This window comes from Undibacterium sp. TJN25, assembly GCF_049339885.1.
GTDB lineage: Bacteria > Pseudomonadota > Gammaproteobacteria > Burkholderiales > Burkholderiaceae_D > Undibacterium.
This window is the reverse complement of record NZ_JBMPPM010000001.1, coordinates 225,659-252,537: the sequence shown is the minus strand read 5'-3', so window position 1 is coordinate 252,537 and position 26,879 is coordinate 225,659. Positions and strand designations below refer to the sequence as shown.

The window sequence follows — 26,879 nt, the reverse complement described above, 5'->3', positions numbered from 1 at the left end:
GTGTGGCGTTACTTTCTTTGTTCGAAAGCCGCGGAAGTCAAGTACCTCTTCATCAAGTTGGGCGAATTGTAGGGGCGGTTTTATATCAAGTCAATACTATAAAATGCAATCGTTATTACTTTTGGATCTTAAAATTTGTGCTGCATTGCAGCAAAGTTCAATAAAATCAAGCACTTGCCGGACTTATCTCCATTAACAAGTTCATATCATAAAAACGCTAAAAAACATGAAATACACGGATTTGAGAGACTTTATTTCTCAGTTGCAACAAAAAAGTGAATTAAAACAGATAGTTACGCCAGTTTCTCCTTTTTTGGAGATGACTGAAATCTGCGACCGCACGCTCAGGGCTGAGGGGCCCGCACTGCTTTTCCAGCATCCGACAGGCCATACGATACCGGTGCTGGGCAACCTGTTCGGTACGCCAAAGCGCGTAGCGATGGGCATGGGCGCTGATGACGTCAGCGAGCTGCGCAAGATAGGCCACGTGCTGTCTTCGCTAAAAGAGCCGGAGCCGCCGAAAGGGCTGAAAGACATACTGGGCCTGGGCTCCCTGGTCAAGGCGGTATGGGACATGGCGCCAAAAGAGTTGCGTAGTGCGCCTTGCCACGAGATCGTCTGGGAGGGCAATGATGTCGATCTGGCGCGTCTGCCCATCCAGCATTGCTGGCCTGGCGATGTCGCGCCGCTGATCACCTGGGGCCTTGTCATTACCAAGGGGCCCAACAAGAAGCGGCAGAACCTTGGCATCTACCGGCAGCAGGTCCTGGGCCGTAACAAGGTCATCATGCGCTGGCTGGCGCATCGCGGCGGCGCGCTGGATTTTCGCGAACACTGCATCGTCAACAAAGGGCAGCCTTATCCCATCGCCGTTGCGCTGGGTGCCGACCCTGCAACAATACTAGGGGCGGTGACGCCAGTGCCCGACAGCCTGTCTGAATACCAGTTTGCCGGCCTGCTGCGCGGTAGCCGGACCGAGCTGGTGAAGGCGATAGGCAGCGAGCTGCGCGTGCCGGCATCCGCCGAGATTGTGCTGGAAGGCCATATCTATCCGGATGAATCGCACCCCAGCGGTTATGAGCACGCGCTGGAAGGCCCGTATGGCGACCATACCGGCTACTATAATGAGCAGGACTGGTTCCCGGTGTTTACGATAGACAGGATCACGATGCGCCGCGATCCTATTTATCACTCCACGTATACAGGCAAACCACCGGACGAGCCCGCCGTGCTTGGCGTGGCGCTGAACGAGGTGTTTATCCCCTTGTTGCAAAAACAATTTTCAGAAATCCTGGATTTCTACTTGCCGCCGGAAGGCTGTAGCTATCGCATGGCGGTTGTACAGATCAGGAAAGCGTATGCCGGCCACGCAAAACGGGTGATGTTTGGCGTATGGAGTTTCCTGCGCCAGTTCATGTATACCAAGTTCATTATCGTTGTCGATGAAGACGTCAATATTCGCGACTGGAAGGAAGTGATCTGGGCGATCACAACCCGGGTAGATCCATTGCGGGATACGACGCTGGTGGACAATACGCCGATTGATTACCTGGATTTTGCGTCGCCGGTCAGCGGACTCGGCAGCAAGATGGGCATTGATGCCACCAACAAGTGGCCCGGCGAAACCAGCCGCGAATGGGGCACGACAATACAGATGACGCCGGAAGTAAAAAGCCGGGTGGATCAGATCTGGCAGGAGCTGGGTATATAAGAACGGCGCCGTGCTTCGGCGCTTCTTGCCATGATAAAAACCGCTGCAGGGACGCACGTTATGCGCTACAATGCGCGCTGGCGGGCCCCTGCGCATTGCGGCATGGCCAATCTGGTCAGGTCGGGAACGAAGCAGCCACAGTCATTTCCCGCAAGTGCCGCAGACAAGGCTCGCCTCTTTCTCTTTCGACCACACGGTCGCGTTTTTACTTTACATCCCCTCAAATAGTTCTCGCCAGCGTTGCACAACGGTAGCAATTCGCTTGCAATCTCTCTTGTTTAAAATTAACCTGAATTGGCAATTTTTTTCAATATCCACCTTTGGAGACGCAATGAAGACACTCAATAAAGTGCTTGCCGTATGTGTGCTGGGATTGACGATGCTGGCCCCGGCTTTTGCCGCGGATGACAAGGGCACATCGGAGCAGGCGGTGGCGATGGTGAAAAAAGCGATTGCGTATATCAAGGAGGTTGGCAAGGAAAAGGCCTTTGCAGAATTTGCCAATCCTGCCAATACGCAGTTCCATGACCGGGACCTATACCTGTTTGTCTACGACCTGAACGGCAATACGCTGGCGCATGGCAATAACCCCAAGATGGTGGGTAAAAGTCTGATCGATCTCAAGGATGGCGACGGCAAGCCCATCATCCGTGAAATGATTACGCTGGTCAATACCAAGGGCAAGGGCTGGGCCGATTACAAGTGGCCTAATCCGGTTACCAAGACGCTGAAAGCCAAGTCCAGCTACGTTGAAAAAGTGGATAATTATTTTGTCGGCTGCGGCATCTATAAATAGACAGCTGCCATAAGCATCTGCGGCAGCAAGTCCTTTCGTCGCCTGGCATGTCAACAGGCGGCGGAAACTGTGCTTATTTCATCGCCGCAAGCGAAGCTTCATATTCGCCAAATTTCTCTCGCAAGAAAGCCAGCAGCGCCCTGACCCGGGGCGATGCGCTATTCCTGTGCGGGTACACCACGTTCAGCGGTACCTCGTCTCCCCGAAACCCCGGCAGCAGCCGGACCAGCCTGCCGCTCTCCAGATCGTGTTTGACATCCAGCCATGACTTATAGGCGATGCCGAAGCCGGCCACCGCCCACTCCCGCACAACCGCGCCATCGTTGGCCATGCGGTCTCCGCGTACCTTGACCTCGATCAGCTCCTTGCCGGACTGGAAAGGCCAGGTATTGTTTAGCCCGTGCTTTAGGTAGTACAGCAGGCAATTGTGATTGGCCAGGTCGCGCGGACTCTGCAGCGGAGGATGTGTGGCTACATAATCAGGGGAGGCCACCAGGATGCGGCGATTGTCTATCAAATGCTGCGACACCAGCGTGGAATCCTGCTGCTTGCCATAGCGAAAAGCCATGTCCACGGGTTCGCGGAACAAGTCCACATTGCTGTCGGACAGCTGCAGTGTCACGGTGACGGCGCTGTGGAGGCGCTGGAAATCGTTAAGCCAGGGCAGCAGCACGGTGCGGCCCAGATCCGATGATGCGGAAATCCGGATGTTGCCGCGAATTGCATCGCGGTCAGCAGTGATCAGCGCTTCGCCTTCCTTCAGCAAAGCCAGTGCGTTGCGCCCGTATTCCAGGAAAATTTCGCCGTCCTGCGTCAGGCGCATGCTGCGGGTGGAACGCACAAACAGCCGGGTGCCCAGTTTTTGCTCCAGCCGCTTCAGGCTGGCGCTGGCGGTCGCCGTGCTCAGCTCCAGGTCGCGCGCTGCCTGGGACAGATTGCCGGTATCGGCGGTGCGGATGAATAATTGCAGGTCAGCGGTGGAATACATGGTGTTTTCCTATGAAAACAGATCGCTTCATCTTCAATTGATTATCAAATAATGTTTGAAAATAAATCAAATTTTTGCGTGTTTATCAAATTATCCGTCATAAGCATAATAGTAGCTAGCTAAACCTAAGCGCATATTCAGCACAATGTCGGGCTTGGTTGATCTGAGCCGTTTGCCGTCACATGAAAGGGAAATACCATGAAAGCAGTTGCATTGACCCACTACCTTCCTATCGATAATCCTGAATCCCTGCTTGATGTCGTGCTGGATAAACCTGTGCCGCAAGGCCGCGACCTGCTGGTCGCCATCAAGGCAATTGCCGTCAACCCGGTGGACACGAAAGTGCGTGCACCGAAAGCAACGGTAGAAAAATCACCGCGTGTATTGGGCTGGGATGCCGCCGGCGTGGTGGAAGCCGTCGGCCCGGAAGTGACAGGCTTCAAACCGGGCGACAAGGTATTTTATGCCGGCGACATCACCCGCGCGGGCAGCAACAGCGAGTTCCATCTGGTGGATGAGCGCATTGTCGGCCACATGCCCGTCAGCCTGGAGTTTGAGCAGGCTGCTGCCTTGCCGCTGACGGCGATCACTGCATGGGAATCCCTGTTTGACCGCCTGCGTGTCAGCACGCCGCCGCATGCAATGCCGCGCAAGACCATCCTGATCATTGGCGGCGCCGGCGGCGTCGGTTCTATCGCGGTGCAACTGGCATCCAAAGTGGCCGGCCTGAATGTGGTGGCCACGGCGTCCCGCCCTGAGTCTGCAAGCTGGGTGCGCGACCTGGGGGCCCACCATGTCATCAATCACCACGGTGACCTGGCAGCGCAAATGAAGGAACTCGGACATGCGCATGCCGACTATGTGCTGATCCTGAATAATACCGACCAGCATTTCGCCGCGGCGGCAGAAATCATTGCGCCGCAGGGCACTATCTGTTCCATTGTCGAGAACAGCGCGGCGCTGGATATAGGCGCGCTGAAGGGAAAAAGCATCAGTTTCGTATGGGAGCTGATGTTTACCCGTTCCATGTTCCAAACGCCGGACATGGCGGAGCAGGGTAATCTGCTTAACGAGATCGCGAGGCTGATCGATAGCAAGATCATTACGACAACGGTCAGCCAGGTGCTGTCGCCAATCAATAGTGCCAACCTGCGCAAGGCGCATGCCTTGCTGGAGCAGGGCAGCGCAATCGGCAAGATCGTGCTGAAGGATTTTTAAGCGGGAAGATCTGCATGCATTTTTTAATGCAGCAGACTTGATTTGACAGGATAAAACGGCAGGGTGGCGCAGGCAGGTGCACCACCCTGTTTTGCATTTATTTTTTGGAAGCGGCGGCTTTGCGGCGACGGGAGATAAAGGCGATCAGGCCCAGTCCCAGCGTCATCGACGCCAGCGTTGCCGGCTCAGGCACCGTGCTTGAGGCCGGTGTGTTGCGCGAGCCATTGACGTTGACGGCATCCAGATAGGAACCGTAGCTGGAATCGGACGTCGGCCCCAGCGACTGAAAGCTCAGCACAGTGCTGGCGGAAGAGGCCAGCAGATTATTGAAGCTGTACTGCACCCAGCCGCTATTGGAGGCGGCCGTGATTTTGCCCAGGTCCAGCGTGCCCCAGAATACTTCCATCGAGCTGGCCGCCTGGGAAGGGGTATCGGAACGTCCGGAAAACGCGAAAGACAGGTCGTAGCGGCCGCCTGTGCTGGTGTTCAGTGATTGCGAAATCGTGGTCAGCCCGCTGGAGTTCAACTCCAGATACTGTACGCCCTCGTCGGCAACGTCAAACACGCTCAGGCCACCGGTATTGCTGCCTTTTTGCAATTCGAAAGGGCCGGTGGATGTCCAGCCGGCAATTGAGGGCAGCGTCGTCCATGAGCCGTCAAACTGGTTCGCTTCAAAGCCGCCGTTGGTCACGATGCTGGTGGCGTGGCTTGCCGCAGAGCCGCAAAGGAGTGCAGCCAGGGCGATCAGTTTGAGTGATTTCATGAGCATGTCCCGAATAGGTAAGTAGATGTTTCCATACTACAATAAGTATCCGTGTGGAAATGTCAAACATCAATAAATAGCTGATTTTAATGAGAAAAATTATCGGGATTGCCACGACTTTATCTTTGAATATACAAAAAACAGGGCCGGTATCGTCGCAATAGCGGTCCTGGGTGTCTAATAGCAATATTAATAAGCAGTAGTAATAAGCAATATTGATAAGCGGTATTTAAAGACAGGGCCAGGCGCGTTCCAGTATGAGGGTTTGCACGTCCGCACCCACTGCCTCTCCCAAGGTGCCGTAGACCCTGCCATTTTGCCCCTCCAGACGGCTGGCAATAAACGCCTGGGCGCTCGCGGCAGGAGCGTGTTCTTGCATCAGCAGCGATTGCATCGCCAATACCAGTTTTTGCACCAGCCTGCGCGCCTGCGCTTCCCTCTGAGCCGGTTCCGCTGCCAACTGCGCGCGCAGCTCGGCCGCCTGCATGTGCAATGCGGGCAAGGCGGACTGCTCCAGCTGGCCCAAGAGCAAATGCATGCCCTCCGGGTCCCGTTCCATCGCGCGCAATACATCCAGGCACATCACATTGCCGGAACCCTCCCAGATGGAATTGACCGGCGCTTCGCGGTAGTAGCGCGCCATCGGGCCGGTCTCTACATAGCCGTTGCCGCCCCAGACTTCCATGCATTCACCGGTAAATTCCAGCGCGCGCTTGCAGATCCAGAATTTGGCGGCGGGTGTGAGGATGCGTTTCCATGCGCGTTGCAAGGGGTCGTCAGGCTGTTCCAGTGCACTGGCCAGTTTCAGCATCAGCAACGTGGCGGCTTCGCTTTCCAACGCCAGGTCGGCCAGTACATTGCGCATCAGCGGCTGGTCTGCCAGCAGACGGCCGAATGCCTTGCGGTTGCGCGCGTGGTGGATAGCCTGCGTCAATGCCTGCCGCATCAGCGCTGCGCTGCCGATGACGCAATCCAGCCGGGTAAGGTTCGCCATTTCTATGATGGTGGGTATGCCTCGTCCTTCTTCGCCCACCATGACGCCGTAGGCTCCCTGGAATTCCACTTCGCTGCTGGAGTTGGATTTGTTGCCCAGCTTGTCTTTCAGGCGCTGTATCAAGATAGGGTTCTTGCTGCCATCCGGTTTCCAGCGGGGCACAAAGAAACAGGACAGGCCGGCGTCGGTGCGCGCGAGCACCAGGTGTGCATCGCACATCGGCGCCGAGAAAAACCATTTATGTCCGGTCAGCAGGTATGCCGCGCCGCGCCCCAGACCGGATAAAGGTTCGGCCACCGTAGTATTGGTGCGTACGTCGGATCCGCCCTGTTTTTCGGTCATGCCCATGCCGATCAGGATCGATTTTTTTTGTTCGATGGGCAGGTCGCGCGGGTCGTGCTCGTTGGAGAACAGCTTGTCCTTCAGCAGCGCATACAGCCCAGGCTCTTGCGCCAGCACGGGGATGGAGGCAAAAGTCATCGTGGTCGGGCACAGCGAGCCAGATTCAACCTGCGACTGAAGGTAGTAGCCGGCAGCCCGGGCAACATGCGCGCCGGGTTTTTGTACCGCCCAGGGCATGGCATGCAGGCCTTCTCGCCGCAGCAGCGCCAGCAGGCTGTGCCAGCTGGGGTGGAAATCGACCTGGTCGATACGCTTGCCAAAACGGTCGTGCGTTTTAAGTTCAGGCAGGTGATGGTTGGCCAGTTCTCCTAGTTGAAGCACCTCCTTGCTGCCGAGTTCGGCGCCGAAGTTGCTGAGCCGGTCCGCGTGCCAGCCTGCCTCGCCACGCTGCACCCCTTCCATCAATGCCGCGTCGCTGCGGAAAATATTGTAGTCTTGCAGTTCGGGAACTTGATTGCTCACTTCGTGGGTCTGCCATTGCATGCCGGTCTCCTGATAATGTTGTAGTCCTTGTTATGCATCGTAGTGTATGCCCGATGCAACCGCCGGGTGTTCGTATTTTGTTTGCATTGCCGATTAACGATGAGCCCTGACAATAGCCCTTTAAGATCACGCCGCAAGCCGGTGCAGCAGCGCTCCAGGATGACCCAGACAGCCATTCTGGATGCCTTTGTTCGGCTTTTGGTCGAGAAAGGCTACAGCCGCCTCACAATCCGTGACATTGCGCTGGTGGCAGGAGTCGGGCTGGGGACCGTCTACGAGTATTTTCCCAGCAAAAAATCAATTGCCGCGCACTGCATCCACCAGCGTTTCAAAGGCGTGGGCGCCTGCATGCTGGCCTGCATCGACGCCAGGCGCGGTTGTTCCTTGCCGGACATGGCGGCAGCGCTGCTGGACGGCATGCTGGAACTGCACAGCCGGCATACCGAAGAGTGGTCGGCGCTGATTGTCCTGGAGCGGCAAGTATCCGATCCTTCGGCCTATAGAGCGCTGTACCAGCATATAGCCGATATCTGGTCGCAGGTTTTCAGCGCCAGCAGTGACGGCGCGCAATATGCCGGCAAAAACCCCGACGTGGTGCACGCAGCGGTGTATGGTGTGCTATACCAGCGGCTGATGACGGCGCCGGAGACCGTGCCCGGAGAAGAATTCCGGCACCAGCTGAAGTCGCTGGTGCTGGGATATTTGCTTTCATAATCAGGCGTTTACGCGCGGCTTCATCATGTCAGTGGTGGCTGCGGCAGCGTCCATTGGAACTTGCCTGGCCGGTTTGGTAGGTTTCGATGTGCGGATAGGGTAAAATCATGGGATGTCATATCAAGTCCTCGCCCGAAAATACCGTCCCAAAAGCTTTGAAACGCTGGTGGGACAGGAGCACGTCGTACGTGCATTGAGCCACGCCCTGGATCAGCAGCGCCTGCATCATGCCTACCTGTTCACAGGAACACGGGGTGTGGGTAAAACGACGCTATCGCGCATCCTGGCCAAATCCTTCAACTGCCAGGGGCCGGATGGCAACGGCGGCATTACCTCGCATCCTTGCGGCGTCTGTGAAGCCTGTGTTGCGATCGATGCCGGCCGCTTTGTCGATTACATAGAAATGGATGCTGCATCCAACCGCGGCGTCGATGAAATGGCCCAGTTGCTGGAGCAGGCGGTGTATGCGCCGTCCAATGCGCGCTTCAAGGTCTATATGATCGACGAGGTGCACATGCTGACCAACCATGCGTTCAATTCCATGCTGAAGACGCTGGAGGAACCGCCCGAGCACGTCAAGTTTATCCTGGCGACCACCGATCCGCAAAAAATCCCGGTAACCGTGTTGTCGCGCTGCCTGCAGTTCAACCTGAAGCAGATGCCGCCTGGCCATATCGTCGGCCACTTGGAAAATATCCTGGGGCAGGAACAGATAGAGTTTGAAATGCCGGCCTTGCGGCTATTGTCGCAGGGCGCGCACGGCTCCATGCGCGACGCCTTGTCGCTGACTGACCAGGCAATCGCTTATGCCGCCGGCAAGGTCACGCTGGAAGCAGTGCAGGGCATGCTGGGCGCGCTGGACCAGTCTTACCTGATCCGCCTGCTGGATGCGCTGGCCGCCAATGACGGCCGGGCCTTGTTGGACGTGGCCGACGAGATGGCTGCGCGCAGCCTGTCGTACAAGGCCGCGTTGCAGGATCTCGGCACTTTGCTGCATCAGATTGCGATTGCGCAGATGGTGCCTGCGGCTGTGGCGGACGAATTGCCGGAGCGGGAAGACGTATTGCGGCTGGCGACGGCGTTCGACAAGGAAGAAGTGCAGCTGTTTTACCAGATAGCCGTGCATGGCCGCAACGAACTGGCGCTGGCGCCTGACGAATATGCCGGTTTCAGCATGACTTTATTGCGCATGCTGGCTTTTCGTCCCGCCGAAGGAAGTAAGGATCATGTGCAGGGCGGCCCTCCATCCAGGCCGCCAGCTGGCAGGCCGGCGGCTCCCGCAGGCTCTCCACCGGCATCCGTAGCGCCGGCGCGGCCGAAGGCGGCTTCGCCCGTTCAGTCTGCTCCGGCAGCCAGTCCGCAAAAACCGCCGGGCAATATCAACGTGGTAAGCGCGCCCGTGCCACAGGCACAGATACAGGCACAGACGCCACCGGCTGCTCCTGCTGTTCAGATAAGTGCCCAGGTAAGTGTTCAGGCCGAAGCGCCGGCCGTTACCGCCAAGCCCGCGTTGAGCCCGGCGATGGCGGCGCTGGCGGCCGCGCGTTCCGGTGTGAACAAGCCGGCGACTGCGGCTCCAACGCCTCCAGTAGCTGTTTCTGCTGCGGTTTCTCCTTCAGTTGCGCCGGCACCTACCCGCGCCGCGCCGCCTGTTGCGGCAGCACCTGTAGCGGTGGCGAGCAGGCAGCAAATGGACCCCGCCGATGATATGCCGCCGCCATGGGACGACGACGTCACGCTCAGCACCACGCGCCCCTCAGTCAATAGTAATAGCGGTAACTCCGGCAGCTCCGGCAATGCGCCCGCAAGGGCGGCGAATGCCGGGTCCGATCGCTGGGATGATATTCCTGACGACCGTTTCGGCGACTCCCTGGCGGCAAGCATGGGCGCCGCGCAGCATGAGCAACAACATTCAGCGGCAGGTGAATATTCCGCTACAGAGGCTGTGACTGCCACCGCGGTTGCGGAATATGTGGCGCCGGCGCCTGCAGTTGCCGCACCGGGGCCGGCTTCGTTCGCGCCGGTGGCAGAGCTCGGCTGGGATGGCCATTGGCCTAACCTGGCGGCGGCGCTGCCGGTACGCGGTGTGGCGCAGCAACTGGCGCAACAAAGCGAACTGGTGTCTTGCGAGATCAACGGCAATGCCGTGGTGTTCCACCTGCGTGTGCCGCTGCCGACCCTGTTGTCGGCAGGCAGCGTTGATAAACTGATTGCGGCACTCGGCGAGCGCTTTGAAAGAACGGTGCGCGTCGAAACGCAGATCGGTGCCGTGGAGCAGACCGCGAATGCACAAGCCATCGCGGAACGCGCGGCGCGCCAGAAACTGGCCGAGCAGTCGATACAAAATGATTCCTTCATACAGACTTTAATGCGAGAATTCGGCGCGACTATCGTGACCGGTAGCATCAGGCCTGTATAGTCCATTCAATTAGCAGATAGCGGAGAAATTCTTATGATGAAAAACCAACTCGCCGGCTTGATGAAGCAAGCTCAGGCCATGCAAGACAATATGAAAAAAGCGCAGGACCAGCTGGCCCTGATCGAAGTCGAAGGCCAGTCCGGCGCCGGCCTGGTCAAAGTGGTCATGACCTGCAAGAACGACGTCAAACGCGTCACGATAGATCCTTCGTTGCTGGGCGACGACAAGGATATGCTGGAAGACCTGGTGGCCGCAGCCTTCAACGACGCGGTGCGCAAGGCGGAAGCGACGTCCCAGGAAAAAATGTCCGGCCTGACAGCGGGCATGCCTTTGCCTCCCGGCTTCAAGATGCCTTTCTGATCTGCTGCATCATCCTCAAGAGGCGCGCCTGCGAAAACAGCAGCCGCGCCGTCTTTCCAGGTTTATCCGTATTTTTCCCAGCATCCATCCGCGGCGAGTTTTGTGAAATCCCATACCAGCCTTGAACTATTAGCCGAAGCCTTGCGCCGTCTTCCCGGCGTGGGACCTAAATCGGCGCAGCGCATGGCTTATCACATGTTGCAGCACGATCGTGAAGGCGCCGCACTGCTGGGTAATGCTTTTACGCAGGCAGTGGAAAAGATCCGGCATTGCACCTCCTGCAATACCTTCACCGAAAACACGCTCTGCGAAACCTGCATGGATGGAGACCGCGACGCTACGCTGCTGTGCGTGGTGGAGACGCCTTCGGACCAGTTGATGATAGAGCAGACGATGACCTACAAGGGCCTGTACTTCGTGCTGATGGGGCGGCTGTCGCCATTGGATGGCGTGGGGCCAAAGGACATCCACCTGGAGAAGCTGGTCGCGCGCGCCAGCGATGGCGTTGTGTCAGAAGTCGTACTGGCCACCAATTTCACCAATGAGGGCGAGGCGACAGCGCACTACATCAGCGAAACCATGAAGGCCCGCGGCCTGAAGGTCAGCCGGCTGGCGCGTGGCGTGCCGGTGGGCGGTGAGCTGGAATATGTCGATGCCGGCACGATTGCACGCGCGATGCTGGACCGGCGCAGCACTTAGCGTTTCACCTTATTTCTGCAATCGTAATATCATCTCAGCATAACTAAAAACATAGACGAGAGATGAGTACACTTCCTAAAAACAAAGGTCCACTGGCAGGCATCAAGGTGCTGGAACTCGGCACGCTGATTGCCGGGCCGTTCTGTTCCCGCATGCTGGCCGAATTCGGCGCGGAAGTCATTAAAGTGGAGTCGCCGGATGGCGGCGATCCCTTGCGCCAGTGGCGCGTACTGAAAGACGGCACCTCGTTATGGTGGAGCGTGCAGGCCCGCAACAAAAAAAGCATCACGCTGAACATGAAAGATGCCCAGGGCCAGGAAATCGCGCGCCGCCTGGCGCTGGAAGCCGACATTATTGTCGAAAATTACCGGCCCGGCGTGCTGGAAAAATGGAATCTCGGCTATGAGCAGCTGAAGGGATTGAACCCTGCCACCATCATGGTGCGCCTGTCCGGTTACGGGCAGACCGGACCGATGAAGGACCTGCCGGGCTTCGGCGCGATAGGCGAATCGATGGGTGGCCTGCGCTATGTGTCCGGCCATGCCGACCGGCCTCCGGTGCGGGTCGGCATTTCCATCGGCGATTCAGTCGCGGCGCTGCACGGAGTCATCGGCGCCATGATGGCGCTGCGTCACCGCGACGTCACGGGCGGCCGCTGGAATGGTAAGAGCGGCGTCGATTGCATTGCGGGCCAGGGGCAGATGGTGGATGTGGCACTATATGAGTCGGTGTTCAACCTGATGGAATCGCTGGTGCCGGAATTCGACCATGCGGGCGTCGTGCGGGAACGCACCGGCGGCGCCTTGCCCGGCATAGTGCCTTCCAATACCTATACCACTGGCGACGGCGAAAATATCGTTATCGCCGGCAACGGCGATGCCATATTCCGCCGCCTGATGATCGCCATAGGCCGCGGCGATCTCGCCAACGATCCAGGGCTGGCGCGCAATGACGGCAGGGTGCCGCGCACGCTGGAGATTGACCAGGCGATACAGGCATGGTGCAGCACGCAGGACATCGATTCCGCATTGGATATCCTGAAAGGCGCCGATGTGCCGGTGGGGAAAATCTATTCAGTGCGCGACATGATGAGCGATCCGCAATTCCTGGCCCGCGGTATGTTTGAACAGCATGCATTCAGCGACGGCACACCGGTCAAGCTGCCGGCCATTACGCCCAAGCTTTCCGAAACGCCCGGGCATACGGCATGGATGGGGCCGGGGCTGGGAGAGCACAATGACGAGGTATTGCGCAGTCTCGGTTATGATGATGCGCAGATAGCACAATTCAAAAAAAATAAAACCATTTAAAGCCTGGCAGGAGACAACATGAATAAAAGCTTTTTAAAGCAGTTTGCCATTGCACTCGTCATCTTTTTATTCGGCTATTTCACGACGCAGCTGCTGTTTGCGCAGACGCTGGAAAAACCCAAGGTTTCCATTGCCGTCGGCGGCAAGAACCTGTTCTACTATCTGCCGCTGACCATCGCCGAGCAGCTGGGTTATTTCAAGGATGAGGGTCTGCAGGTAGAGATCAGCGATTTTGCCGGCGGCGCCAAGGCCTTGCAGGCGATGGTCGGCGGTAGCGCCGATATCGTCTCCGGCGCCTATGAGCACACCATCAACATGCAGGCCAAGGGCCAGGCGATTACCGCCTTTGTGCTGCAGGGCCGGGCGCCGCAAATTGTCATGCTGGCCAGTAACAAGACGCTGCCGAACTACAAAAACGTCGCCGACCTGAAGGGCAAGAAGATAGGCGTCACCGCACCCGGCTCGTCTACCAATATGATGGCCAGCTTCGTGCTGGCGCGCGCAGGGCTGAAACCAAGCGACGTGTCTTTTATCGGCGTGGGCGCCGCCGCAGGCGCCTTATCGGCAATGCGCTCCGGCCAGATTGATGCGATGGCCAACCTGGATCCGGTCATCACGATGCTGGAACAGAAAAATGAGGTGAAAGTGATCGCCGATACGCGCACGCTGAAAGATACCAACAGCATCTTTGGCGGCATGATGCCGGCGGCGACGCTGTATGCGCCGGAAGCTTTTATCAAGAAAAATCCTAACACCACGCAGGCGCTTACCAATGCCATGGTGCGTGCGCTGAAATGGCTGCAAAAAGCCGGCCCTTCCGATATCGTCAAGGTAGTGCCGGAGTCCTATCTGCTGGGAGACCGCGCCTTGTACCTGGATGCCTTCATGAAGGTCAGGGAAGCCTTGTCGCCGGACGGCGTCATCCCCGATTCCGGCACAAAGACGATGCTCAAGGCGCTGCAAACCTTTGAGCCCGACCTGGCCGGCAAGAGTATCGACCTGAGCCGTACTTACACCAACACCTTTGTCGCCAAGGCAAACCAGAAATACAAGTAATCCATATAAGCAGTTCATACAAGTAACTCAAGATGCCGACAGCCATGACTCCTGCGCTCTTGTTCGACAATATCAGTTGCACCTTCGTTTCCCGGGAAGACAGCCGGCAACGCCATACGGCGGTTGCCGATACCACGCTGGCGATTGCGCCGGGCGAGTTTGTTTCTGTCGTCGGGCCCACCGGCTGCGGCAAATCCACGCTGCTCAATATCGGCGCCGGCCTGCTGGCGCCGTCCAGCGGCAATGTGCAGGTATTCGGCGAGCCTTTGAAGGGTATCAACCGGCGCGCCGGCTACATGTTCCAGGCCGAAGCGCTGATGCCCTGGAAGACGGCGCTGGAAAACGTCACCGCTGGTCTGAAATTCAAGGGCATTGCCCAAGAGCAGGCAAAAGCGGACGGCGAGAGCTGGCTGGCGCGGGTAGGCTTGCAGGGTTTCGGCGACCGCTATCCACACCAGTTGTCCGGCGGCATGCGCAAGCGTGTCGCACTGGCCCAAACGCTGATCATGGATCCGGACATCATCCTGATGGATGAACCTTTTTCCGCACTGGACATACAAACACGGCAGTTGATGGAGAATGAATTGCTGGCGCTGTGGCAGGCGCGCAAAAAGGCGGTGCTATTCATTACGCATGACCTGGACGAGGCAATTGCCATGTCCGACCGGGTAATTGTATTGTCAGCCGGGCCTGGCACGCACCCGATAGGGGAATTCAACATAGACCTGCCCAGACCGCGCGACGTGGCGGAAATACGTACCGACCTGCGCTTTGTGGAGCTTCATGCGCAGATCTGGGCAGTGTTACGGGAAGAAGTGCTGAAAGGCTATCAGCAGCAAAAAGTCCTGGCCTGAGTGCTTCGGACAGTCTCAGGACAGGGTTTTAAGGTAGTCGCGTATGCCGGCCAGCAGCATTTCCACCGACATCGCGGTCAGGATCAGGCCCATCAGCCTTTCAAATGCCGTCATCGCCCGCTCGCCCAAAACCCGCTGCATGCGCTCCGCACTGAGCAGCACCAGCAGCCAGACGATGGCAACAGCGGTCAGCGCCGCAACGTGGACTACCACGTCCAGCTGGCTGCTGGACGAAAACAGCAGTACGGTTGCCAGCGCGGATGGGCCTGCCAGGGCAGGAATTGCCAGCGGCACGATAAAAGGCTCGTGGTCTCCCTCGATATCGCCGAAAATACCGCCTTGCTGTGGGAATACCATGCGCAATGCGATGAGGAACAGGATCACGCCGCCGCCTATGCGCAAGGAAACGTCGCTCAGTTGCAAGGCTGTCAGAAAGTGTTTGCCGAAAAACATGAAGGACAACAGCAGTACGAAGGCGATGGCGCACTCGCGCACAACCACCCTCCAGCGACGCTCGGGAGACACATGCGACAGGGCACTGACGAAGATGGGCACGTTGCCGAACGGATCGGTCACCAGGATCAGCAGGATGAAGGATTGGAAAAAATCTTGGCGCATCGGAATTATATTGTTGGGCGGTCAGTGCGCATCGTAGGGCATTCGACCATGTCCTTCAAGCAAATTCGCAGGTAAGGCTAGGGGCATCGCGCCAAAAGCGGCCGATTAAGGCTAGTATTGGCAAAATGGCGGCGGGAGCCGCATGCGCATGAGAATTTTTGTTTTAATAACCGATAGTAAATACGCAATACGATGAATGAGAAAAAAGAACGGCCGGACACTCCCTGCGTAGCAGTTTGCTCCACTACCTTTGACGATGTTTGCCGCGGCTGCGGCCGCACGGTAGCAGAAGTGGCCGACTGGGTATTCATGTCGGCAGAACAGAAAAACACGGTCTGGGAACGTATTCTGGCCGAAGGGTATCCGCGCCGGAATAGATAGCGCAAACAGGGAATGCAAAGAGCCTGCACGCATAGACCTTTTTGCAGAGCGGCTTTGCTGCCGGCCGCCTGAGAGTAGACTGTGCTGCAACAGTTCCATAACTTCCTTGAACCGCTTGTTATGGTAATGAAATATACATAGTGTAGTATGCTGGCACTCGTTGCCTTAAATTGCTGTCAGGCACATTTTTATTCGGGTTTGCCGATGTAAAGACAAGTAAAAGCGCTTGAGAATTTTGTCCCGGTTTGACAGCATGCGGCTTAATCCGTGATAGCATTTTTGTCAGCAGACTTATCACCTTTTTGTTTTTAGTATTATTATTTAATTAATTTATGAGCTATCAATTTTCAGGCGGTACATCAGGCCAGGCGCGTAGTCGTGCATTGGCAAACCGCAGCAGCCGCGGATTTACGCTGGTGGAGATCATGGTCGTGGTCGTGATCATCGGTATCATGGCGGCGTTGGTGGTGCCCAAGCTGATGGGCCGTACCGACGATGCCCGCATTACTGCGGCGAGGTCGGATATCGCGACACTGATGAATACGCTGAATCTTTATAAACTGGACAACAGCCGTTTTCCGACGACCGAACAGGGTTTGCAGGCACTGATCACCAAGCCGACCAGCGGCCCGGCAGCCAACGGCTGGAAGAGTGGTGGCTATATCGACAAATTGCCCAAGGATCCCTGGGGCAATCCCTACCAGTATCTTTCCCCCGGCATCCGTGGAGAAGTGGAAGTATTCTCGCTCGGAGCCGACGGCCAGCCGGGCGGCACCGGCAATGATGCGGACATAGGTTCGTGGGACCTGTAAATTTACCGATACAGCAAGCGGATAATCTTTAGTGGTCAACATCGGCGCGCGGCGCAAGCAGCAGGGCAGGCAAGCTGGGCAGCGCGGCTTCACGCTGCTGGAACTATTGGTGGTATTGGTGATAGTCGGCATCATGCTGGGTGTCGTCTCGTTCAACGCCTTGCCCAATAGCCGCCAGCGTCTGCAAAATGACGCACAAAGGATTGCCCTGTTGCTGCAGATGGCGCGCGAAGAAGCGATTGTGCGCAACCGGCCTATCGCCTTTGAAGCCGGGCCTGCGAGCTACCGTTTCCTGGTGCGCGGCGACCAGGGCTGGGAGCCCATACACGACGTTGAACTGCTGCGTGAGCGGGATTTTGTGCTTAGCCCGGTACAGCTGTTTATTGAGCCTGCGCTCGCCTCCAATGACGATAATTTGCGCATCACCTTTGGCCGCGAACCGGTGGACAAGCCGTTTGCGCTGACGCTGGCAGTCGGCGAAGACAAAGTCCTCATCAGGGCGGATGGCGTAGGCCATTTTGTCGTCGAATAATGATGCAAGCCCTTCCTTCCTTTCGCGCCGGCTTCCGGCCCCGCCTGCAGTCCGGCTTTACTCTGCTGGAAGTGCTGGTGGCGCTGGTCATCGTCGGCACCGCACTGGGCGCCAGCCTGCGCGCGGTCGGCAGCTTGACGCAGAACAGCAATGATTTGCGCGCCGCGATGATGGCGACCTGGTCTGCCGAAAATCGTCTGGCGCAAATACGCCTGGGCAAGGAGTGGCCGGCGCTGGGCGACCGCTCTTTCGACTGCTCCCAGGGTGAATTGAACCTGACTTGCCAGGAACAGGTATTGCCCACACCGAATGCGCTGTTTCGCCGGGTCGAGGTATCGGTGGTGGATGCGCAGCATCCTGAAAGACGTATCGTCAAGCTGACGCAGGTGGTGCCGAATGCCATCTGAGCGCGTTGTAAAGGATGGGTGTGCGGTGCCTGAAAATCAGCACGGTTTTACGCTGGTCGAGCTGCTGGTCGCCATCACGATATTGGCCATTGTGGCCGTGCTGGGCTGGCGCGGACTGGATAGTATCGTCCGGGCCAGGGTGGCCTTGACCAGCTCCATGGAGCAGACCAGGGGCACGCAGATCAGTTTTGCGCAACTGGAAAACGATAGCGAGCATGTGGCCGGTCCGGATTTGCTGCCTGTCAGGGAAACGCTGCGCGCGTCACAGCAGCGGCTGACGCTGATCCGCACTGTCTATGACGACAACCAGCCGACGCGGCTGCAAGTGGTTGCCTATAAGCTGCAGGATGGCGTCTTGAGCCGGAGGGAGTCCTTGCCCACGCGCGACCTGCATGAACTGGATTCTGATTGGCAAAACGCGCTGAGCGACAATGACAATATGCCTGTTGTCGTATTGCAGACCAATATCGCCGCGCTTGCCATGCGCACCTGGAATGTGAACGAGCTGGGCTGGCGCATTGCAGGCAGCGATCTTCCTGAAGCGGATTCCAGCGGCGGCATCAAGGCCGCGGCCTCCAAGAAGGGATTGGAAGTCTCGCTGCAGATGATAGGGCAGGAGCGGCCGATGCTGAAGGTGTTTCTGGTGGGGGCGGTATGAGCGGCGTGAAGAATACTCGCCGGCTTGCGCCAACGCCACCGGCGCGGCAGCGCGGTGTTGCCGTGGTGACGGCATTGCTGCTGACGACGCTGGCCATCACGATTGTCGCCAGCCTGTTCTGGCAGCAGCAGGTGCAGGTGCGTTCGATAGAAAACCAGCGTTTGCAGCTGCAAAAGAAATGGGTGATGCGCGGGGCGCTGGACTGGGTAAGGCTGATCCTGCGCGAAGATGCCGCGCATTCGACGGTGGACTGGCTGGGCGAACCCTGGGCGGTGAACCTGGAAGAAACCCGGTTGGACCAGTATGTGGAAAACGGCCGCAGCGACAGCGAAGACAGCGATGCAACGCTATCCGGCCATGTAGTCGATGCCCAATCCCGCTTCAACCTGACCAATCTGGCGGTGAATGGGGAGGCCAGCGCCCGCGAGACCGCTGTATTTGCCAAGCTGCTTGATAACCTGAAGATAGAAACTTCGCTGGCGCAGGCCGCGGCGTCCAGCATAGCGCTGTCGCAGGCCAAGGCTGCCGCGGCAGGGGCCAGTTCCGGTAGCGGCACGGTAGGGCCGGTCAGTACGTCCAGCGTGCCCGACTTGTCAAATACCTCATCGACGGCAGGGCTTCCTGAAGTACAATTCTTGCGTTTTGCTCAGCTGGATGATTTATTATCGGTGGCCGGCTTTACCCCGATGATGGTGCAGAAATTAAGGGATTTTGTGACGGTGTTGCCGCGCGCCACGCCGATCAACGTCAATACTGCGCCGGCCGAGGTGCTGTCGGCGCGGGTCGAGGGTTTGTCGATGTCGGATGCGGCCGCGATCGTTGCCAGCCGAGACAGGGCGCATTTCCTGAGCCTGTCCGACCTCAGGCAGCGTTTTCCAGACAAGCTGACCAGTGTGACGGACAGCGACATGGCGACCAGCACAAGTTATTTTATCGTCAACGGCAAGGTCAGGCTGAGCCGCTCCTGGCTGGACACGAATGCGCTGATAGAAAGGGCCGGCCTGACGACCACTATCCTGTGGGTGAAAGAGAACTGATGTCGATGATGACCGCGAAACCAAAGGCTGCCCAATACACATTGCGCCGCCAAAGCTGCAAGGCAGCCAGAGCAGGAAAACAGAAAATAACATGCTAAGCACACTGTATATATCGTTGCCGTCAAAAACCGTCGCCGGCGCGCAGGGCGACTGGATGTCGCTTGGCTGCCCGTTTGCGCTGATGTCGAATGAGGGGCTGTTGCAACAGCATGGCGAGCGGCCGTTTGCCCAGATGGCGGAATTTATTCCCAAGGCGCGCCAGGTAGTGATGTTATTGGCGGCCAGCGATGTGACGGTGCTGCAGATCAAGGCACCTCCTTTGTCCGCTGCAAGGCTGAAAGCAGCATTGCCCAATTTGGTGGAAGACCAGCTCGCCAGCGACCCTGCCGGCGCAGTGCTGGTATCCACCTCTGTGCAGGACGGCAGTTGCACCGTAGCCGCGGTGGATAAAAAATGGATGGAATTCCTGGCTGGCGCAGTGCTCGGCTTTGGCGCAAGAAAGGTGTCTGCTTACGCCAGCCAGCTGTGTTTTGAACTGGCGCCGGACGCCAGTAGCGTATTCATCAATAGTGACCACGGGGCTGTGGAATTCGCGTTGCGCTCGGCTGCGCTGGAGGGTTTCGGCCTGACGCTGACGCCGGAAGGCGATCAGCATGCGGTCGCGGAAGTAGTGCAGGCGCTCCAGTTGTTTGCGCCGGAAGGCAAGCTGACGCTGTACGTGCCGGCCTTGCAGCAGCCGGACTACCAGCAGGCGTGCGAGCATGATGCTTCGCTGGCGTCGCGCGTCACGGTAAAGCAGTCCAGCTGGGCTGCGCGCATTGCGACAGCGGGCGTCCTGTCGGCTGGCGGCAAGTCTGCGCTGGACCTGATGGAAGGCGTTTCTTTGCCGGATGCAAACAAGCTTGATCTGCGCGCCTGGCGTTGGCCTTTGCTGCTGGGGGCCGCGGCGCTGCTGGTCAATGTGCTGGGGCTGAATATCGAGTGGATGAGCATGAAGCGCGAGGCAAAAGGACTCAGCGATTCGCTGACACAATCCTTCCGCGCCAGCTATCCGAAGGAAACAGTGCTGCGTCCGCTGGATCAGATGAAACAAAAAATCAGCCTGTCCAGAAAACTCGCAGGACAATCGTCGCCGGATGATTTCGTGGTGATGGCGGCGCAATTTTCGCAAGTGTGGGACCGGGTATTTGCTGCGGCCGGCACGGTCAGTGTGATTTCCATGGAATATCGCGAACGTAGCCTGTTCGTCAAGGTCAAGGCGCAGGGCATGCTGCCGGTAGAGCAGTTGCGTGCTGCCCTGGCGGAACAGTCGCTGGCGCTGGTATCTTCAGCCGACGGCGTTTTGCAGATCAAGCCAACCACAGCAATCACGGCTGCCGGCGCAGGTAATGCCGCCAACAGGAGCAGGAATTGAAGACAGACCAGTTAGCCCACGAACAGCAGGGGTCCTTCCTGTCATTTGCCAGGGATAGTGCGCTTGCATATTGGCAGCAGAGGAATGCGCGCGAACGCCGCATGCTCATTATTTCTTTTCTGGTGGTGGCCGCGGCAATTGTCTACAGCGTGCTGATTGACCCGGCGCTGTCAGGCCGGGCCGACCTGCAAAAACAGATACCGCAGTTACGCCAGCAGGTTGCCGAAATGGCAGTGCTCAGCAAGCAGAGTGCGCAATTGAATACGGCCATGGCGGAAAATATTCCCGCCATCACCCGTGAAACACTGGAAACCTCGCTGGCGCGCTGGTCGGCCAAGGCGCAGACGCTGGCGGTGTCGGATGATATCGTGCGGGTGCAATTGCCGTCGATTGCCTATTCGGGCCTGATGGAATGGCTGCTGGAAATGCAGAAATCCGCGCGCCTGAGCGTGGATGAGGCACGCGTAACTTCGCTGCCTGAACCGGGTATGGTCAGTGTAAGCCTGACGCTAAGGCAGCAAAGAAATGCGGGCTGAGTGTTTGCGCCGCCGGACCGGACCGGGAGAAAAGGCGTGAGGCGTCCTTTTATCTGGATACTCGCGGCAATCCTGAGCGCCGCGCTGACGGTCGCCTGGTTCCTGCCTGCAACCTGGATGGCGGCATTGGTGGAAAAGCAGACGCTGGGCAGGATTACGCTGGGCGATGCACAGGGAAGCTTTTGGCGCGGGTCCGCTTTTATCGGCGGCGCGGCTGGCGGATCGGGCCCGGTAACGCCCTTGTTTGCAGGACGTTTTTCATGGCGGATTTCACCGCTGGTGCTGGTAGGGCAGGTAGACGTGCAGATAGAAAACCCGGTTGCGCTGTCGCAGCCGGTCAGGCTGCAAGGCAGCTGGAGCCAGTGGCAGCTTAGCCCGGCCACTCTGCTGTTACCGCCGGAACGTTTGCAGGGCCTGGGCGCGCCGTTGAATACCGTGGGCTTGTCGGGGCAGCTCAGCCTGACGTGGAATTCGCTGCAGTTTGTGCGGCAGACCGGCAAGGTCGACGTGCTGGGCGCCATGCAGCTGGAAATGAGGGACATGGCGTCGCGCCTGTCGCCTGTCAAGCCGCTGGGCACGTATGGACTGGGTTTCGACTGGCGCGGACAGACGGCGGATATCGAATTGAAGACCCTGAAAGGGCCGATGCTGTTGAGCGGCAAGGGTAATCTGGTGGACGGGCGGCTGCACTTTTCGGGGCAGGCAGAGGCAGAGGCAGGACAGGAAGACAGGTTGGCAAATTTGTTGAATTTGCTGGGACAGCGCCGTAGAGTCGGCGATAAAGACGTGATAGCGTTAGAGTTCAAATGAAAAAAAATCGATTGACCACATCCATGCAAGTTTCCTTCCATTCTGGGCACACCGTGCACTGGCGCCGCCTGCCGGCTGCTGCTGCATTGAGCGCGGCAATCCTCGCAGGCAGCGTTCCTGCCGCCTACGCGCAGGATCCTTCGCAAAATACGGTGGCGCTGAACTTTGTCAGCGCGGACATCGAATCGGTGGTCAAGGCCATCGGCCATTACACGGGAACGACCTTCATCATCGATCCGCGCGTCAAGGGGCAGATCACGATGGTGTCGGAAAAACCGCTGAGCAAGGAGCAGGCATTCAAGCTGCTGACATCGACGCTGCGCCTGCAGGGCTATTCGGTCGTGGTCGGCGACGGCTATGCGAAGGTCGTGCCTGAGGCGGATGCCAAGCTGCAACCCGCGCCGATACAGACTTCGGCAGTGAAGGGCGACCAGATCGCGACGCAGATTTTCCGTCTCGATTATGAGTCGGCCAATAATGTAGTCACGGTGCTGCGTCCGCTGATTTCACCCAACAATACGATCAATGCCAACCCCGGTAATAATTCCGTCGTCATTACCGATTACGCGGACAATCTGAAACGCCTGGGCAAGATTATTGCATCGCTGGATGTGCCTTCCATCAGTGACATGGACGTGGTGCCTATCAGGCATGCGATCGCCAGCGATATCGCGGCGATGGTCACGCGCCTGACGGATGCCGGTGGCGCAGCGGGCGCCGGCGAGAGCGGCCGCACGGTGCTGCTGGCCGACCCGCGCACCAATTCCATCCTGATCAAGGCGCCTTCGGTGGCGCGCGCCGGTCTGGTCAAGACGCTGATAGGCAAACTGGACCAGCCGACCGCGCTGCCCGGCAATGTGCACGTGGTGTACCTGAAAAATGCGGAAGCAGTCAAACTGGCACAGACCCTGCGTTCCATCATCACGCAGGACACCTCCTTGCCCAAGGATAGCGGCTCTACGTTGTCGCAGAATACGTCGTCAACGTCTGGCGGCGGTGGTAACTCGTCGTCGTTCTCGTCTTCTTCGGGCTCCTCCAGCAGCCTGAGCGGCGGTTCCTCGGGTTCGCTGCCATCGTCTTCAAGCAACACAGGTACATCGTCGGGTGGCGGCGCAGGCGGCTTCATCCAGGCGGACGCGGCGACCAATACGCTGGTGATTACCGCTAGCGAAGCCATGTACCGCAACATACGCGGCGTAATAGACCAGCTGGATGCGCGTCGCGCCCAGGTGTATATAGAAACGCTGATCGTTGAAGTGACGGCAACCAAGGCCAATGAATTCGGCGTGCAGTGGCTGGCGCTGACGGGCAACAGTAGCAGCAACTACCGTGTCGGTGGCGGCACGGCTTTTTCCACCGGCGGCGATAACCTGATCCAGTTAGCGGCCGGCGGCAAGGCTGCTGCTGCCTCAGTCAGCAATGGCCTGACGGTGGGGCTGTTCCGCCAGATCGGCGGCCAGCTTGGCCTCGGTGCGCTGGCGCATGCGCTGGAAAGCGCGGGCGGCACCAACGTGCTGTCTATTCCTACGCTGCTGACGCTGGATAATGAAGAGGCGCGCATCATTGTTGGTCAGAATGTGCCGTTCATCACCGGCCAGTTCACGACTTCGGCTGCCACGGGCGCGGCAGGCGTGAACCCGTTTCAGACGATAGAACGCAAGGACGTCGGTATCAAGTTACGCGTAAAGCCGCAGATTTCCGAAGGAGGCACCGTCAAGCTGAGCATCTTCCAGGAAGTATCCAGTGTGGATAGCGCCACCAACCCTGCCGGCATTATTACCAACCAGCGATCAATTGAGACCAATGTACTGGCAGAAGACGGCGACATTGTTGCACTGGGCGGCCTGATTGATGACAATTCCACCGAGTCCAACGAAAAAGTGCCGGTGTTGGGTGATATTCCTTTCGTCGGCAATCTGTTCAAATACCAGAGCGGCAAGCGTACCAAGACCAATTTGATGGTTTTCCTGCGGCCGACGGTACTACGCACTGGAGATCAGGGTACCAACGTATCGGTTGATCGTTATGACTACATGAAGGCGCAGATTGCTCCTGCAGAAGGCGGCGCCGCACCTTTGTTTCCGAACGTAGAGAAAGGTAGACTGATGGTAACGCCGTTGACGATACCAGCGAATAAACCGGCGGAACCGTTAGCAACAAAGCCGGCGCCGATACTCGTGCCGGTGCCAGTTCCGACTCCTGTTCCTTCCGATAACCCGGCGCCTGTGAACAAAGAATGATCGATAACCGTCTTTTGTCTTATGGTTTTGCGCGCGACTTTGCCATCCTGGCCAGCCGCGATGCAAACAATAGCGCGGCCCTGGTGGAGCTGTCGGTGTCTGCTCAGACCAAGCCGACCGCAATTGCCGAAGTGGGGAGGCGTTTCGGCAAGGTCAAGCTGAACGTGATGCCGCATGAAGAATTGCTGCAGGTGATCGCGCGCGCCTATGCCGGTTCCGGCGGCGATGCTGCCGATGTCGTCGGCGAGGTGGAATCCGATATGGATCTCGCCAAGCTGATGATGGATATGCCGGCGGTGGAAGACCTGCTGGAATCGGCAGACGATGCGCCGGTGATCCGCATGATCAATGCCTTGCTGACGCAGGCGCTGAGGGAAGGCGCGTCAGATATTCACATCGAGCCTTTCGAGCAGATTTCCATCGTGCGCTTCCGCGTGGATGGATCGCTGCGCGACATCGTGCGGCCCAAGAAGGCCGTGCATGCATCGCTGATATCGCGCATCAAGATCATGGCGCAACTGGACATTGCAGAAAAACGCCTGCCGCAAGACGGCCGGATTACGCTGCGCATAGGCGGCAGGCCAGTGGACGTGCGGGTTTCCACGCTGCCGACCGGCCACGGCGAACGCGCGGTGCTGCGTTTGCTGGACAAGGAAGCCGGCCGCATGGATTTGACCAGCCTGGGCATGAGCGACCATGTGCTGCCGCAGTTCGACAAGCTGATTGCACAGCCGCATGGCATCGTGCTGGTGACGGGGCCGACAGGCTCCGGCAAGACCACGACGCTGTATGCCGCCCTGTCGCGTGTCAACGCCGGCACCACCAATATTCTGACAGTGGAAGACCCTATCGAGTACGAACTGGCCGGGGTGGGGCAGACCCAGGTCAATCCTCGCATCGACATGACCTTTGCCAAGGCGCTGCGCGCCATTCTGCGCCAGGATCCCGACGTCATCATGATAGGCGAGATTCGCGATCTGGAAACGGCGCAGATTGCCGTGCAGGCGTCGCTGACGGGCCATCTGGTGCTGGCAACGCTGCACACCAACGATGCCGCCGCTGCGGTGACGCGGCTGCTGGACATGGGTATCGAGCCTTTCCTGTTGTCTTCTTCGCTGCTGGGCGTGGTCGCACAGCGCCTGGTCAGGAAGCTGTGTTCTCATTGCAAGCGTTTCGACGGCCAGTCCTGGCATGCGGTTGGCTGTGACCAGTGCGGGCAGACCGGCTACCAGGGACGGGTCGGCGTATATGAGTTGTTGTTGACTACCGACGCAATCCGGTCGCAGATACATCATCAGGCGGCAGAGGCGGAAATCCGGGCCGCGGCCCAGCGCGATGGCATGGCGACCATGCGCGAAGACGGCGAGCGCTGGCTGCAGGCCGGCATCACCACTCCCGAAGAACTGCTGCGTGTGACGAAAGAGTAAAACAGTGCCAGCATTCCGATATGAAGCCGTTGACGGCGGCGGCCAGACCAAGAAGGGCGTTCTCACCGCCGACAGCGCCCGCGCGGCGCGCGGAGACTTGCGCGCCCAGGGTTTGCTGCCGATTACCGTCGAGCTGATCACGACGCAGCTGGACAGCGCCGGCAAGCGCAAACGCAGCATGTTTGCCGAGCACTTGTCCACCGTGGAGCTGGCCTTGTTCACGCGCCAGCTGTCCAGCCTGCTGGAAGCCGGCCTGCCGCTGGAACAGGCCCTGTCTGCTTTGCTGGACCAGGCCGAGCGTCCTTATATCCGCGATCTGATTGCATCGATACGGTCCGAGGTCAACGCAGGTTCGTCGCTATCGGACGCGCTGAAGCAGCATCCCAACGATTTTGTCGATTTCTATCTCGGTCTGGTGGCGTCGGGCGAGCAGATCGGCCACCTGTCGCGCGTGTTGTCGCGGCTGGCGGACTACATAGAACGGCGCAATGCGCTGGTGCAAAAAGTCAAACTGGCGTTTACCTATCCGGCAATTGTTACCGTGGTCGCATTCGCGATCGTGATTTTCCTGCTGACCTATGTCGTGCCGCAGATTGTATCGGTGTTTGCCAATACCAAGCAGAAGCTGCCGTTCCTGACGGTGGCCATGCTGGCCATTTCAGATTTCGTGCGCAGTTACGGCCTGTTTGTCGCCGCGGCTGCTGTAGCAGTCTATTTCAGCTGGCGTTCTGCGCTGAAAAACGAGGCGATCAAATTACGCTGGCATACCTGGCTGCTGAACGTGCCGTTGTACGGCCGCTTCGAGCGCAGCCTGAATACCGCGCGCTTTGCCAGTACGCTGGCTATTACCACCGGTTCGGGCGTGCCCATCCTGCGCGCCTTGCAGACCAGCCGCGAGACGCTGGCCAACGTGGCGATGCGGATGCAGGTGGAAGAGGCGACGGCCAGCGTGCGCGAAGGCGTCGGCCTGGCGCGGGCGCTGTCTTCGCACAAGCATTTCCCGCCGATGCTGATCCACATGATACGGGCAGGCGAAGTGACGGGCGAACTGCCGGCCATGCTGGAGCGCGCGGCCAATACGCAGGAGCAGGATCTGGAGCGGCGCGCGCTGACGATGGCGGGTTTGCTGGAGCCGGTGCTGATCCTGGCCATGGGCGTCGTGGTGCTGCTGATCGTGCTGGCGGTGCTGATGCCTATTATCGAAATTAACCAGCTGGTCCGATAGGGCGATTTGCTCGGG

The 26,879-nt window shown here is 58.4% G+C and carries 26 protein-coding genes and 1 other RNA gene; 23 read left to right on the top strand and 4 right to left on the bottom strand.

The genetic code is table 11. From position 1 onward, the window contains the following. Nucleotides 1–226: 226 nt before the first annotated feature. From ubiD to ACO0LO_RS01135, 3 genes are all read left to right on the top strand, one after another. A complete protein-coding gene (gene ubiD / locus ACO0LO_RS01145) occupies nucleotides 227–1,711 on the top strand; it encodes a 4-hydroxy-3-polyprenylbenzoate decarboxylase (protein ID WP_422962351.1) in 1,485 nt (494 codons plus the stop codon). Between the two features lie 79 nt (nucleotides 1,712–1,790). After that, nucleotides 1,791–1,889, top strand: an RNA gene (ffs, locus tag ACO0LO_RS01140) — signal recognition particle sRNA small type. Between the two features lie 153 nt (nucleotides 1,890–2,042). Beyond that, nucleotides 2,043–2,507, top strand: a complete 465-nt coding sequence (locus ACO0LO_RS01135) for a cache domain-containing protein (RefSeq protein ID WP_422962350.1) — start codon at nucleotides 2,043–2,045, stop codon at nucleotides 2,505–2,507. 73 nt (nucleotides 2,508–2,580) lie between these two features. Here ACO0LO_RS01135 and ACO0LO_RS01130 read toward each other — a convergent pair whose 3' ends face one another. After that, nucleotides 2,581–3,495 carry a LysR family transcriptional regulator gene (locus ACO0LO_RS01130; protein WP_422962349.1) on the bottom strand — a complete coding sequence of 305 codons (915 nt, stop codon included), beginning with the start codon at nucleotides 3,493–3,495 and terminating at the stop codon, nucleotides 2,581–2,583. 198 nt (nucleotides 3,496–3,693) lie between these two features. Here ACO0LO_RS01130 and ACO0LO_RS01125 point away from each other — a divergent pair, with 198 nt between their 5' ends. Then, nucleotides 3,694–4,713, top strand: a complete 1,020-nt coding sequence (locus ACO0LO_RS01125) for a zinc-binding alcohol dehydrogenase family protein (RefSeq protein WP_422962348.1) — start codon at nucleotides 3,694–3,696, stop codon at nucleotides 4,711–4,713. A 97-nt stretch (nucleotides 4,714–4,810) separates the two neighbouring features. Here ACO0LO_RS01125 and ACO0LO_RS01120 read toward each other — a convergent pair whose 3' ends face one another. Beyond that, entirely contained in the window at nucleotides 4,811–5,476 is a 666-nt protein-coding gene (locus ACO0LO_RS01120; protein WP_422962347.1) for a DUF642 domain-containing protein, read from the bottom strand. Nucleotides 5,477–5,705: 229 nt separating this feature from the next. Continuing rightward, entirely contained in the window at nucleotides 5,706–7,355 is a 1,650-nt protein-coding gene (locus tag ACO0LO_RS01115) for an isovaleryl-CoA dehydrogenase (RefSeq protein ID WP_422962346.1), read from the bottom strand. Between the two features lie 99 nt (nucleotides 7,356–7,454). Between ACO0LO_RS01115 and ACO0LO_RS01110 the strand changes: the two genes are divergently transcribed. From ACO0LO_RS01110 to ACO0LO_RS01080, 7 genes are all read left to right on the top strand, one after another. After that, on the top strand, nucleotides 7,455–8,069 hold the full coding sequence (locus ACO0LO_RS01110; RefSeq protein ID WP_422962345.1) for a TetR/AcrR family transcriptional regulator: 615 nt from the start codon (nucleotides 7,455–7,457) through the stop codon (nucleotides 8,067–8,069). Nucleotides 8,070–8,181: 112 nt separating this feature from the next. Further along, a complete protein-coding gene (locus ACO0LO_RS01105) occupies nucleotides 8,182–10,488 on the top strand; it encodes a DNA polymerase III subunit gamma/tau (RefSeq protein ID WP_422962344.1) in 2,307 nt (768 codons plus the stop codon). Between the two features lie 33 nt (nucleotides 10,489–10,521). Next, nucleotides 10,522–10,848, top strand: a complete 327-nt coding sequence (locus ACO0LO_RS01100; protein WP_188568245.1) for a YbaB/EbfC family nucleoid-associated protein — start codon at nucleotides 10,522–10,524, stop codon at nucleotides 10,846–10,848. Nucleotides 10,849–10,950: 102 nt separating this feature from the next. Further along, nucleotides 10,951–11,547, top strand: coding sequence for a recombination mediator RecR (gene recR / locus ACO0LO_RS01095; RefSeq protein WP_422962343.1), 597 nt, complete (start codon nucleotides 10,951–10,953; stop codon nucleotides 11,545–11,547). A gap of 62 nt (nucleotides 11,548–11,609) precedes the next feature. Then, the gene (locus tag ACO0LO_RS01090) at nucleotides 11,610–12,857 is read left to right on the top strand and encodes a CaiB/BaiF CoA transferase family protein (protein ID WP_422962342.1); all 1,248 of its coding nucleotides are present in this window, start codon (nucleotides 11,610–11,612) and stop codon (nucleotides 12,855–12,857) included. An 18-nt stretch (nucleotides 12,858–12,875) separates the two neighbouring features. Next, a complete protein-coding gene (locus tag ACO0LO_RS01085; RefSeq protein WP_422962341.1) occupies nucleotides 12,876–13,913 on the top strand; it encodes an ABC transporter substrate-binding protein in 1,038 nt (345 codons plus the stop codon). A 44-nt stretch (nucleotides 13,914–13,957) separates the two neighbouring features. Further along, nucleotides 13,958–14,767, top strand: coding sequence for an ABC transporter ATP-binding protein (locus tag ACO0LO_RS01080; protein ID WP_422962340.1), 810 nt, complete (start codon nucleotides 13,958–13,960; stop codon nucleotides 14,765–14,767). Nucleotides 14,768–14,782: 15 nt separating this feature from the next. Here the strand turns inward: ACO0LO_RS01080 and ACO0LO_RS01075 are convergent, their stop codons facing one another. After that, the gene (locus ACO0LO_RS01075; RefSeq protein ID WP_422962339.1) at nucleotides 14,783–15,385 is read right to left on the bottom strand and encodes a MarC family protein; all 603 of its coding nucleotides are present in this window, start codon (nucleotides 15,383–15,385) and stop codon (nucleotides 14,783–14,785) included. Nucleotides 15,386–15,577: 192 nt separating this feature from the next. Between ACO0LO_RS01075 and ACO0LO_RS01070 the strand changes: the two genes are divergently transcribed. The 12 genes from ACO0LO_RS01070 to gspF all read left to right on the top strand — a co-directional run bounded on the left by ACO0LO_RS01070 (nucleotide 15,578) and on the right by gspF (nucleotide 26,864). Further along, the gene (locus ACO0LO_RS01070) at nucleotides 15,578–15,766 is read left to right on the top strand and encodes a DUF1289 domain-containing protein (protein ID WP_422962338.1); all 189 of its coding nucleotides are present in this window, start codon (nucleotides 15,578–15,580) and stop codon (nucleotides 15,764–15,766) included. Nucleotides 15,767–16,098: 332 nt separating this feature from the next. Next, on the top strand, nucleotides 16,099–16,578 hold the full coding sequence (gene gspG / locus ACO0LO_RS01065; RefSeq protein ID WP_422962337.1) for a type II secretion system major pseudopilin GspG: 480 nt from the start codon (nucleotides 16,099–16,101) through the stop codon (nucleotides 16,576–16,578). 31 nt (nucleotides 16,579–16,609) lie between these two features. Beyond that, on the top strand, nucleotides 16,610–17,110 hold the full coding sequence (locus ACO0LO_RS01060) for a GspH/FimT family pseudopilin (protein WP_422962336.1): 501 nt from the start codon (nucleotides 16,610–16,612) through the stop codon (nucleotides 17,108–17,110). Between the two features lie 2 nt (nucleotides 17,111–17,112). Further along, nucleotides 17,113–17,517, top strand: coding sequence for a type II secretion system minor pseudopilin GspI (gene gspI, locus ACO0LO_RS01055; protein ID WP_422962809.1), 405 nt, complete (start codon nucleotides 17,113–17,115; stop codon nucleotides 17,515–17,517). A gap of 25 nt (nucleotides 17,518–17,542) precedes the next feature. Continuing rightward, nucleotides 17,543–18,175 (top strand): PulJ/GspJ family protein, encoded by a 633-nt coding sequence (locus ACO0LO_RS01050; RefSeq protein WP_422962335.1) that lies wholly within the window; start codon nucleotides 17,543–17,545, stop codon nucleotides 18,173–18,175. Between the two features lie 5 nt (nucleotides 18,176–18,180). Next, nucleotides 18,181–19,212, top strand: coding sequence for a type II secretion system minor pseudopilin GspK (gene gspK, locus ACO0LO_RS01045; RefSeq protein WP_422962334.1), 1,032 nt, complete (start codon nucleotides 18,181–18,183; stop codon nucleotides 19,210–19,212). A 91-nt stretch (nucleotides 19,213–19,303) separates the two neighbouring features. After that, nucleotides 19,304–20,626 (top strand): type II secretion system protein GspL, encoded by a 1,323-nt coding sequence (gene gspL, locus ACO0LO_RS01040; protein WP_422962333.1) that lies wholly within the window; start codon nucleotides 19,304–19,306, stop codon nucleotides 20,624–20,626. Continuing rightward, complete coding sequence (gspM, locus tag ACO0LO_RS01035; RefSeq protein ID WP_422962332.1) at nucleotides 20,623–21,162, top strand: type II secretion system protein GspM; 540 nt, start codon at nucleotides 20,623–20,625, stop codon at nucleotides 21,160–21,162. Before gspL ends, gspM begins: the two co-directional genes overlap by 4 nt. Before the next feature lie 36 nt (nucleotides 21,163–21,198). Continuing rightward, on the top strand, nucleotides 21,199–21,972 hold the full coding sequence (gspN, locus tag ACO0LO_RS01030; RefSeq protein ID WP_422962331.1) for a type II secretion system protein N: 774 nt from the start codon (nucleotides 21,199–21,201) through the stop codon (nucleotides 21,970–21,972). Continuing rightward, nucleotides 21,969–24,212, top strand: a complete 2,244-nt coding sequence (gspD, locus tag ACO0LO_RS01025; protein WP_422962330.1) for a type II secretion system secretin GspD — start codon at nucleotides 21,969–21,971, stop codon at nucleotides 24,210–24,212. Before gspN ends, gspD begins: the two co-directional genes overlap by 4 nt. Continuing rightward, nucleotides 24,209–25,639, top strand: a complete 1,431-nt coding sequence (gene gspE / locus ACO0LO_RS01020; RefSeq protein WP_422962329.1) for a type II secretion system ATPase GspE — start codon at nucleotides 24,209–24,211, stop codon at nucleotides 25,637–25,639. Before gspD ends, gspE begins: the two co-directional genes overlap by 4 nt. Before the next feature lie 4 nt (nucleotides 25,640–25,643). Then, nucleotides 25,644–26,864 carry a type II secretion system inner membrane protein GspF gene (gene gspF / locus ACO0LO_RS01015; RefSeq protein ID WP_422962328.1) on the top strand — a complete coding sequence of 407 codons (1,221 nt, stop codon included), beginning with the start codon at nucleotides 25,644–25,646 and terminating at the stop codon, nucleotides 26,862–26,864. The last annotated feature ends 15 nt before the right edge of the window (nucleotides 26,865–26,879 follow it).